General features: G+C 64.6%; 5 protein-coding genes and 1 riboswitch. All 5 genes read right to left on the bottom strand.

Features of this window, described 5'->3' with window-relative positions; all coding sequences use genetic code 11:
• The coding region (locus KSW38_RS22395; protein WP_305799042.1) for a serine dehydratase beta chain at window positions 1-213 on the bottom strand (213 nt) is incomplete at its 3' end.
• A gap of 779 nt (window positions 214-992) precedes the next feature.
• A complete protein-coding gene (gene glyA, locus KSW38_RS22390; RefSeq protein ID WP_308169465.1) occupies window positions 993-2,312 on the bottom strand; it encodes a serine hydroxymethyltransferase in 1,320 nt (439 codons plus the stop codon).
• On the bottom strand, window positions 2,309-2,692 hold the full coding sequence (gene gcvH / locus KSW38_RS22385) for a glycine cleavage system protein GcvH (RefSeq protein ID WP_216927341.1): 384 nt from the start codon (window positions 2,690-2,692) through the stop codon (window positions 2,309-2,311). Before gcvH ends, glyA begins: the two co-directional genes overlap by 4 nt.
• A gap of 263 nt (window positions 2,693-2,955) precedes the next feature.
• Window positions 2,956-4,092 (bottom strand): glycine cleavage system aminomethyltransferase GcvT, encoded by a 1,137-nt coding sequence (gene gcvT, locus KSW38_RS22380; RefSeq protein WP_216927338.1) that lies wholly within the window; start codon window positions 4,090-4,092, stop codon window positions 2,956-2,958.
• A gap of 9 nt (window positions 4,093-4,101) precedes the next feature.
• Entirely contained in the window at window positions 4,102-6,948 is a 2,847-nt protein-coding gene (gcvP, locus tag KSW38_RS22375; protein ID WP_216927337.1) for an aminomethyl-transferring glycine dehydrogenase, read from the bottom strand.
• A 149-nt stretch (window positions 6,949-7,097) separates the two neighbouring features.
• Window positions 7,098-7,196: riboswitch (glycine riboswitch) on the bottom strand.
• Between the last annotated feature and the right edge of the window lie 34 nt (window positions 7,197-7,230).

Genomic DNA, 7,230 nt, shown 5'->3' with positions numbered 1-7,230 from the left:
GAGCCCCAGCAAGACAGCTGTGAAGGTCCCGTGACCACGGCCAGTCGCCGCCAACGACCCATACAAATCAACCCGCAAACCAGCGACCGACCCCAGCACCCCGGACTCACGCAACTCAGCAGCAAACACCGCCGCAGCCCGCATCGGCCCCACAGTATGAGAACTCGACGGGCCAATACCCACAGAGAACAGATCGAAAACACCAACAGCCATAGCCGTGATCCCTTTCAGGGAGGAGTCAAACACAACAAAAATGTGGAGGCCGGGCCAAATCCCGAGCCAAGGTGGCCCGGCCCCCTGGAGGTCCCAGTGCGAACCTCCAAACCCGGTACTACGTGAGCGCTCGTTCCCAGCAAACGCCCACCCGGGAGATCAAAAAACGTCGGCCCCTCGCGGCCCCGCCCGTCGGGTCCAGCGTCCTCTGCGGCCTCGGTCGCATGAGCGCCCGCTGCCGGACGCCGGACCATCGACTCGGCCCGCCGATTCGGGGCTCCGCTGCCAAACATGCCGTGCGCACGGCACACTCCGCAGCGATCCCGCGAATCGGCCCCAGGACACCAGACCCGCCCCGACAAACCCTCGCAGCAAACATCTATCCCGAAGCCAACCCCCCGCCAGCCCCAAACACATCAACAACAGGCGGGGCCGAGCGGAAGCCGATTCGGGGCTCCGCTGCCAAACATGCCGTGCGCACGGCACACTGCGCAGCGATCCCGCGAATCGGCCCACCGACACATTCCCCAAACCAACCCTGCGTCCACGGAACACCCTCGGCAGCTGGGTCCATTCACAAACAAACGAACCCGCCAGTCGCCCCCCCCAACACGGCAACCCGCCCTTGGCCCCTGGGGGCCGACATCCGCGACCGGCCCCTGGCCCCTTTGGGGCCGGCATCCGGGTGCGTGCGTCCAAGGGAGCATCGCATCCGCTCAGCGGGTGCATCTGCGACCGAGCACGCGGAGGATGCCGGCCCCAACGGGCCAACGCAGCGGCTAACCGAGGTTCGCAACCCCCGGGTACAACGGATGCGCCTTCGCGAGCACATCAACCCGGTGCCGCAACCCGGAAAGGTCCGCATCGGCGTCGGCAATCAACACTTCGGCGATGATGTCGGCAACCTCGCGGAAGGCTGCTTCGCCGAACCCGCGGGTCGCCAGTGCAGGTGTGCCGATGCGCAGGCCGGAGGTGACCATGGGCGGGCGCGGGTCGAACGGGACGGCGTTGCGGTTGACGGTGATGTCGATCGCGGCGAGACGATCCTCGGCCTGCTGTCCATCGAGTTCGCAGTTGCGCAGATCCACCAGCACCAGGTGCACGTCGGTACCCCCGGAAACCACGGAAATTCCCTTGGCTGCAACGTCCTGCTGGACGAGTCGCTCGGCCAGGATCCGGGCACCGGCCAGTACGCGTGACTGCCGCTCACGGAATTCCTCGGACGCGGCGATCTTGAACGCGACGGCCTTGCCGGCGATCACGTGCTCCAGCGGTCCACCTTGCTGACCCGGGAACACGGCCGAGTTGATCTTCTTGGCGATGTCGGCGTCGTTGGAGAGGATGATGCCGCCACGTGGACCGGCGAGGGTCTTGTGCGTGGTGGAGGTGGTGACGTGGGCGTGCGGCACCGGCGACGGGTGCAGGCCAGCTGCAACCAGGCCTGCGAAGTGTGCCATATCAACCATCAGGTAGGCGCCCACGGAGTCGGCGATCCGGCGGAACTCGGCGAAGTCCAGCTGCCGCGCGTAAGCGGACCAGCCAGCAACGATCAAGGCCGGCTTGTGCTCCTGTGCAAGGCGCTCAACTTCGGCCATGTCCACCGTGTGGGTGTCTTCGCGGACGCCGTAGGGCACCACATTGTAGAGCTTGCCGGAGAAGTTGATCCGCATGCCGTGGGTGAGGTGGCCGCCGTGGGCCAGGTTTAGGCCCATGATGGTGTCGCCCGGTTTGATCAGCGCGTGCATCACCGATGCGTTTGCCTGCGCACCGGAGTGTGGCTGGACGTTCGCAAATTCGGCGCCAAACAGGGACTTGATGCGGTCAATCGCGAGCTGTTCGATCACGTCGACGTGCTCGCAACCACCGTAGTAGCGCTTGCCCGGGTAGCCCTCGGCGTACTTGTTGGTCAGCACGGAGCCCTGAGCCTGCATCACGGCAACGGCCGTGTGGTTCTCGGAGGCGATCATCTCCAGGCCGTCGCGCTGGCGGCCCAGTTCGTCGTCGATCTTTGCGGCGATCTCAGGATCGAGGTCAGCCAGCTGGGCATCCAACGACGCCGAAACGACCTGCTCGAATTCGGTCACGGCTGCCGGGTTCACAGTTCGCCACCGTTCGTCGCAGCGTATTCCTCAGCCGTCATGAGCGGCCCTTCTTCCGTGGCGGCCACCTTGAACAGCCAGCCGGCACCGTACGGATCGTTGTTAATGAGGGCAGGATCGTCGACGACGGCGTCGTTGATCTCGGTCACCTCACCCGTCACGGGCGAGTACAGGTCCGACACGGACTTCGTGGACTCAACTTCACCGCAGGTCTCCCCCGCAGTAACCGTGGAGCCAACCTCGGGGAGGTCAACATACACAATGTCGCCCAGGGCATCCGCGGCCACCGCAGAGATCCCAATCCCCACAGGCCCGCCCCCATCCGAAGCAACCCATTCATGCTCAGCCGAATATTTCAGTTCAGCAACTACCTTGCTCATTCCAATTCCTTCTCTCTCTTACGAAAAACTCTTCAAGATCACGTGGTGCTCGACCCATCCCCAGCGCTTAGGGGTTCAAGCAGCGCCAAAGCGATCGGCGCCGCCTTGGCCACATCGGCCCCTGCGGTGCCGGCCACCGGAAGCGGGCGTCCAAGGGAGCATCGCGTCCGCCCAGCGGGCGCCTATGCGACCGAGCCCGCGGAGGAGGTCGGCGCCGCCGGGTCTAGGTGACCCAGAGGCCGGCGGCCCCAAACACCCGCGGCCTACTTTTGGCGCTTGTAGAACGGCAGCGGCACAACTTCGAACGGCTCCGACTTGCCGCGGAGGTCCACGTCGACGATCGTGCCCGGCTCTGAGTGCTCGACGTCGACATACGCCAGGGCGATCGGGTAACCGAGCGTCGGGCTCGGCTGGCCGGAGGTGACTTCGCCGATGAGTGAGCCGTCCTTGAGGACCGAGTAGTGGGCGCGTGCTGCGCGGCGGCCTGCACCTTTGAGGCCGACGAGCTTTTGGCCGATGGTCGAACCAACGCCGGCAGCCTTGATAGCAGCCAGGGCTTCCTTGCCTATGAAGTCGCTTTCCTTGGCCAGGGAAACCACCGGGCCAAGTCCTGCGGCGTAGGCGTTGACGTAGCGGGAGAGCTCGTTGCCGTAGAGCGGCATTCCGGCTTCGAGTCGCAGGGAGTCGCGTGCTGCAAGGCCCGCGGGGATGAGGCCGTGACCTTCGCCAACCTCGAGGAGCGCTTCCCACAGGCCGGCTGCATCAAGGTTGGGGATGTAGATCTCGAAGCCGTCTTCGCCGGTGTAGCCGGTGCGTGCAAGCAACAGATCCTGCCCGTTAATGGAGACTTCAACGGCCGCGTAGTACTTCAGTTCCGTCACCAGGGCGTGCTGCTCAGCGGGAACCAAGGTCAGCAGAATGGCTTCCGCGTTCGGACCTTGGACTGCAATCAGCGACGTCTCGGCGGAGACGTCGTCAACCACGACGTCGAACCCTGCCGCCCGCTCCAGCAATGCTGCAGCAACTACCTTGGCGTTGCCCGCGTTTGGGACCACGAGGTACTGATCCACGCCTTCTTCGGGAGAAGGGCGACGGTAGGTGATGAGGTCGTCGATGATGCCGCCGTCGGCGTTGCAGATCAGCGAGTACTTTGCCTTGCCCACGGCGATCGCGGACAACTTGCCCGCCAGCGCGAAGTCCAGGAACGCTGCCGCGTCCGGTCCGGTAACCCAGACCTCGCCCATGTGGGAGAGGTCGAACAGGCCGGCGGACTTGCGGACGGCGTGGTGCTCAGCAAGCTCGGACTCGTACTTCAGGGGCATCTGCCAGCCGCCGAAATCCGTGAAGGACGCGCCGGCCTTTTTGTGTTGCTCGTACAGGGCTGTGTAGTTCTCAGTCATGACCAGTCCTTAGTTTTCAAATGCTTCGAGGGGCGGGCAGGAGCACACCAGGTTGCGGTCCCCAGCGGCACCGTCAACGCGGCCGACCGGCGGGAAGTACTTGTCCTGCTTCAGCTGGTGGACAGGGAACGCTGCCTGCTCACGCGAGTACTCGCGGTCCCAGTCAGAACTCACGACGGCGGCAGCCGTGTGCGGCGCGTTGCGCAGCGGCGAGTTCTCAACAGTGAAATCGCCACTGGCGACCTGCTCGATTTCGGCGCGGATGGTGATCATGGCTTCGATGAAGCGGTCGATCTCAGCCAGGTCCTCGGACTCAGTCGGCTCCACCATCAAAGTGCCCGCAACGGGGAACGCCAGCGTGGGAGCGTGGAATCCAAAGTCGATGAGGCGCTTGGCCACGTCCTCAGCTGTGACGCCTGTTCGGGCAGTCAGGTCGCGGAGATCCAGGATGCACTCGTGGGCTACGAGCCCACCTTCGCCCGTGTACAGGACCGGGAAGTGCTCGTCCAAGCGGGAGGCGACGTAGTTGGCCGCGAGCAGCGCAGACTTGGTCGCTTCGGTGAGTCCCTGGCCGCCCATGAGCTTCACGTAGGCCCAGGAAATGGGGAGCACACCGGCGGAACCGTAGCGGGATGCCGAGATGGCCACTCCACCTTCCGATGAGACGTTGTTCGCGTCCCCGGGCATGAAGGGTGCCAGGTGGGCCTTGGCCGCAACCGGACCAACACCCGGTCCGCCACCACCGTGCGGGATGCAGAACGTCTTGTGCAGGTTCAGGTGCGATACGTCGCCACCGAACTTGCCCGGCTGGGCCAGCCCAACGAGCGCGTTGAGGTTTGCACCGTCAACGTACACCTGGCCACCGGCCTCGTGGACGGCGTCGCACACTTCCCGCACGTCGGCGTCGTAAACACCGTGCGTGGACGGGTAGGTGATCATGATGCAGGAGAGCGCCTCGCGGTTGGCTTCGATTTTCGCAGTCAGGTCCGCGTGATCGATCGTTCCGTCAGCGGCGGTGGCCACCACGACAACCTTCATGCCGGCCAACACAGCAGAGGCTGCGTTGGTTCCGTGCGCAGAAGCAGGAATCAGGCACACGTTGCGCTGCTCATCGCCGCGGGACAGGTGGTAGCCACGGATTGCCAGCAGGCCCGCGAGCTCACCCTGGGAGCCGGCGTTCGGCTGGATGGAGACCTGATCGTAGCCGGTGATCTCTGTGAGGTCGGCTTCCAGTCCTTCAATGAGCTCGCGCCAGCCAGCGGTCTGGTGATCCGGAGCGAACGGGTGGATCGAGGCGAACTCGGGCCAGGAAATTGCTTCCATCTCAGCCGTGGCGTTCAGCTTCATGGTGCAGGAACCCAGCGGGATCATGGTGCGATCCAGTGCGAGGTCCCGGTCGGACAGCTTGCGGATATAGCGCAACAGCTGCGTCTCGGAACGGTGCGTGTTGAACACCGGGTGCTGCAGGAAATCCGAGGTCCGGAGAACGGAGGACGGCAGCTCGAACCCGGCTGCGTCCTTCATCGGGCCGGCACCAAAGGCGACGGCTACCGCAGAGAGGACCTCCGGCGTCGTGGTTTCATCGAGCGAAACGCCAACCGTGTCGGCATCGATGCGACGCAGGTTGATACCGCGGGCTTCGGCGGCGGCGATGACTTTGTCAGCCTTGCCGGGTACGCGGACCGTCAGAGTGTCGAAGAAGGATTCGGACACGAGTTCGCGGCCGGCGGTCTTGAGGGCAGTGGCCAGTGTGCGGGCGTGGCCATGGACGGTTTCGGCGATTGCCTTCAGGCCTTCCGGACCGTGGTAAACCGCGTACATCGAGGCCACGATCGCGAGCAGGGCCTGGGCAGTGCAGATGTTGGACGTGGCCTTCTCGCGGCGGATGTGCTGTTCGCGGGTCTGGAGCGCAAGCCGGTAAGCGGGGACGCCGGCATTGTCCTTGGAGACGCCCACGATGCGGCCCGGAAGCGTGCGCTCCATGCCTTCGCGGACTGCCATGTATGCGGCGTGCGGGCCACCGAAGAACAGCGGAACACCAAAGCGCTGGGCAGTTCCGACCGCGATGTCGGCGCCCTGTTCGCCCGGGGGCGTGATGAGGGTGAGAGCCAAAAGATCGGCAGCCACGGTCACCAGGGCACCGCGTTCCTTGGCCTCAGCGATCACGGCGGAGTGGTCAAACACGTGGCCCGAAACACCGGGTTGCTGCAGGACGACGCCGTTGATGTCGCCGTCGGGCAGGCCCAGCGAAAGGTCGGCAATCTCCACTTCGAAGCCCAGCGCTTCGGCGCGGCCCTTCACGATCGCGATGGTCTGCGGGAGGAGGTCGGCGTCCAGGACGGTCTTGCCGTCCTTCGCGGTTTTGGACTTGTTGGCACGGCGCATGAGCAGCACGGCCTCAGCCACTGCAGTAGCTTCATCCAGCAGCGAAGCGTTGGCTACCGGCAGCCCCGTGAGGTCCTGGACCATGGTCTGGAAGTTCAGGAGAGCTTCGAGGCGGCCCTGCGAAATCTCGGGCTGGTACGGCGTGTAGGCGGTGTACCAGGCCGGGGATTCGAGGATGTTGCGGCGGATGACCGGGGGTGTAACGGTGTCGTAGTAGCCCTGGCCGATCAGCTGGACGGCGGTCTTGTTCTTGGACGCGAGCTTGCGCAGCTCGGCGAGGACCTGCACCTCGGTGAGGGCGTCCTGCAACTTCAGGGCAGTGTCCTGGCGGATGGAATCGGGGACCGCAACATCTACCAGGCCGTCTACGGAGTCGTAGCCGATTGCCTTGAGCATGGTGGCAACGTCGGATTGGCGTCGGGCGCCGATATGCCGGTCCGCGAAAGCGGTGGGGGTTGATTGAACAGTCAAGAGGAACTCCATGATTCAGGCGCCCACTGAGCGCCACGATGAATGTGGGTTCCTCCCCACTCTGTATTGGACCTGAGAGATTCCGCAGGAATGGTTGCCTGCTTGCACCGTCGGTGAGCCCGGTTGCCCGGACTGCTTTCCAGAGTTGCCTAACCGCGGCGGTACATGGGCCTGAGAGATTCCTGGGGAGGATTTGCTCCTACGGCGCCTGACTGGATGTACCGGCAGGACTCTCCCGCCGCAGATCAAAAGCGTTGCGTCACCATGGGTGACACGCTTCAC

It is taken from the genome of Paenarthrobacter aromaticivorans (genome assembly GCF_019038615.1).
Lineage (GTDB): Bacteria > Actinomycetota > Actinomycetes > Actinomycetales > Micrococcaceae > Arthrobacter > Arthrobacter aromaticivorans.
Note: the sequence above shows the minus strand (reverse complement) of the source record. Positions and strands in the feature narration are given on the sequence as shown.